Source organism: Bartonella sp. MU70NMGDW, from assembly GCF_042194085.1.
Classification (GTDB): domain Bacteria; phylum Pseudomonadota; class Alphaproteobacteria; order Rhizobiales; family Rhizobiaceae; genus Bartonella; species Bartonella grahamii.
This window is the reverse complement of the sequence record NZ_JBHIMK010000198.1, coordinates 1-2,270: the sequence shown is the minus strand read 5'-3', so window position 1 is coordinate 2,270 and position 2,270 is coordinate 1. Positions and strand designations below refer to the sequence as shown.

Annotated in this window: 4 protein-coding genes; 3 read left to right on the top strand and 1 reads right to left on the bottom strand. The window is 34.6% G+C overall.

Annotated features, from left to right (window positions below):
• Positions 1-257 (bottom strand): hypothetical protein (locus tag ACFIKE_RS09695; RefSeq protein ID WP_375612652.1); only part of this gene is annotated, 257 nt, incomplete at its 3' end.
• A gap of 102 nt (positions 258-359) precedes the next feature.
• Between ACFIKE_RS09695 and ACFIKE_RS09690 the strand changes: the two genes are divergently transcribed.
• The 3 genes from ACFIKE_RS09690 to ACFIKE_RS09680 all read left to right on the top strand — a co-directional run bounded on the left by ACFIKE_RS09690 (position 360) and on the right by ACFIKE_RS09680 (position 2,111).
• A complete protein-coding gene (locus ACFIKE_RS09690) occupies positions 360-680 on the top strand; it encodes a helix-turn-helix domain-containing protein (RefSeq protein ID WP_375612651.1) in 321 nt (106 codons plus the stop codon).
• 237 nt (positions 681-917) lie between these two features.
• A complete protein-coding gene (locus ACFIKE_RS09685) occupies positions 918-1,298 on the top strand; it encodes a hypothetical protein (RefSeq protein ID WP_375649616.1) in 381 nt (126 codons plus the stop codon).
• A 69-nt stretch (positions 1,299-1,367) separates the two neighbouring features.
• Positions 1,368-2,111 carry an antA/AntB antirepressor family protein gene (locus ACFIKE_RS09680; RefSeq protein WP_375626999.1) on the top strand — a complete coding sequence of 248 codons (744 nt, stop codon included), beginning with the start codon at positions 1,368-1,370 and terminating at the stop codon, positions 2,109-2,111.
• Positions 2,112-2,270 lie beyond the last annotated feature (159 nt).

Genomic DNA, 2,270 nt, shown 5'->3' with positions numbered 1-2,270 from the left:
TCTTGCATTAATCTCTGCAAGCGCTCGGGATAAAAAAAATCTTCTGGACGCAAATCTATCCCATGATCACGTGCGTAGTTCAGAAGCATAATTTGATACTTAGCTGGTATAATTCCGCCTTTACCCTCTCGCTTTTCAAAAGGGTAAGCCCATTTTCTAATTACAATAACATTGCGATTAACGATATTAGCAACTTTTTTATACCCACCTAGATACTCAATTATGAGTTTTGCGGTTTTCGTATATGTTTTTATCATAGCGATAAAAATACGATATCAAAAATATTTAGTCAATACGAAAAACGTATCATTATATTTTTTATATTGTAAGGACTTTAAAAATAAGGAATAAACTTAATTATGATTAGGCAAAAAGAGCTAAAAATTTGGATAAAAAAAGAGCTTGATAAAATGGGACGAGGGAGCCAAGCCAAGCTTGCCGCCCATCTTGGTATAAGAAGACCAGCTATATCCAATATGATTAATCTTAATACAAATAGGGAAATGAGAGATATTAAGGCAGATGAATTAGTTAAAATTATGGAGTTTTTTAAAGATTCTTCACCTATTTCTGGACCTTACTCTGATGATTTTCTTTACTTATATTCACAAGCGAATGATTCTGAAAAGAAGATTGTCGAGGATCTTTTAAAATCTCTGCTCGCAGCAAGAAATTCATAAAAGCTTTTTTTTCACATTCGGTTAATTTATTTAGCATGATGGATAGCTGCTTTTCTTTTATATTTTCTATCATAAGCACCTCATTAACATTAATGATAATAAACAAAATCGAATAGATTTATAAAAATAAAAATACGTTTTTCGTATTTTATCTATTGACACATCGTTACGAAAAACGTATTAATCACTCCATATCTTAGAAAATAACTTTTGCCAATAGGCAGTATGGAGGCATTTGTGAAGAAACCAGTGTTTATAAATTCTGATGAAATTCTCTTAGTGATGTGCGAAAATGAAGAGCAAAATCTCGCTAAATCTGGTCCTTTCTTAGAAGAAAGTGACATGATCAAATTTATCGACCAAGCCGATAATGCTGTCCAAATTTTGCGTATTGAACCAACGACTAATCGTTGCGAAGATATCTCTGAAGATATTGCCGAATTCTATCTTAAAGAATGTGAAGAGCAGTGTTTCAACGGAAACATTCCTCACGATTTTATTCTACACAGCACAGCATACGGTTTTTTTTTAGATGATATAAAACAGCGCGAATATGATGATGCAATGTATGGTTCTTACGAACAACAACACCGTTTGCGTCCTTGTGATGTGCTTTAAAAGCTAAAGGCGTTTTTAAAAGACGCCTCCTTCTCTTATCAATATTGGTAATTCAAAGAGATTATAAAAATGGATAATCCTATCACTATTACAAATAACACCATTAACGAAGAAAGCGTTCAAACAGTCAACGCACGTGATTTGCATAGTTTTTTAGAAGTAGGTAAAAAATTTGCGGACTGGATTACTGAACGTATCAACAAATATAATTTGGTAGAAAATCAAGACTTTGTTTGCTTCCCTATTTTGGGAAGCAAAGGAAGGGGTGGTCACAATCGTAAAGACTATCATCTAACTCTAAGCGTAGCCAAAGAGCTTTCTATGCTTGAAAACAATAAGAAAGGTAAACAAGCCCGTCAATATTTTATTGAATGCGAGCGGCGTGCAAAGCAAGTTCTTACACCACAAATCGATTACTCAAGTCCACAAGTAATGTTAGGTGTATTAACTCATCTAAAAAATGAAAATGAGCGTAAAGACATCATCATTGAAGATTTAAAACCAAAAGCCATGGCTCTTGAAAGCTTACAACGCTCTGATGGGCTCTTCGGTCTTACTGAAGCCGCTAAAGTGCTCGAAATGCAACCAAAACAATTCATTCTCTTCCTACAGAAAAAAGGATGGGTGTATCGACGCACTTTCGGGGATCGCTTATTGCCTTATCAGGATAAAATCCAAAAAGGACTAATGGATTGTCCCACCATTACACTTCAAACCGCAAGTGGAATAGAAAAAGTCATTCCTTGCGCAAAAATCACAGCAAAAGGAATTGGTATGTTGTCTCAAGAGATTAAAAAACAAAACATGCATTAAGGGAAATAAACCATGGAAAAAAAATATGAACTTACTGATGAAACAATTGAGTTTGATGGCAGAACTCTCCACCGCATACGTTCATTGAGAAGCTTCGGAAAAATCAAGAAAGGTGACCTAGGCGGCTTTATAGAAGGTGAGAGCAACTTAAGTCATGAA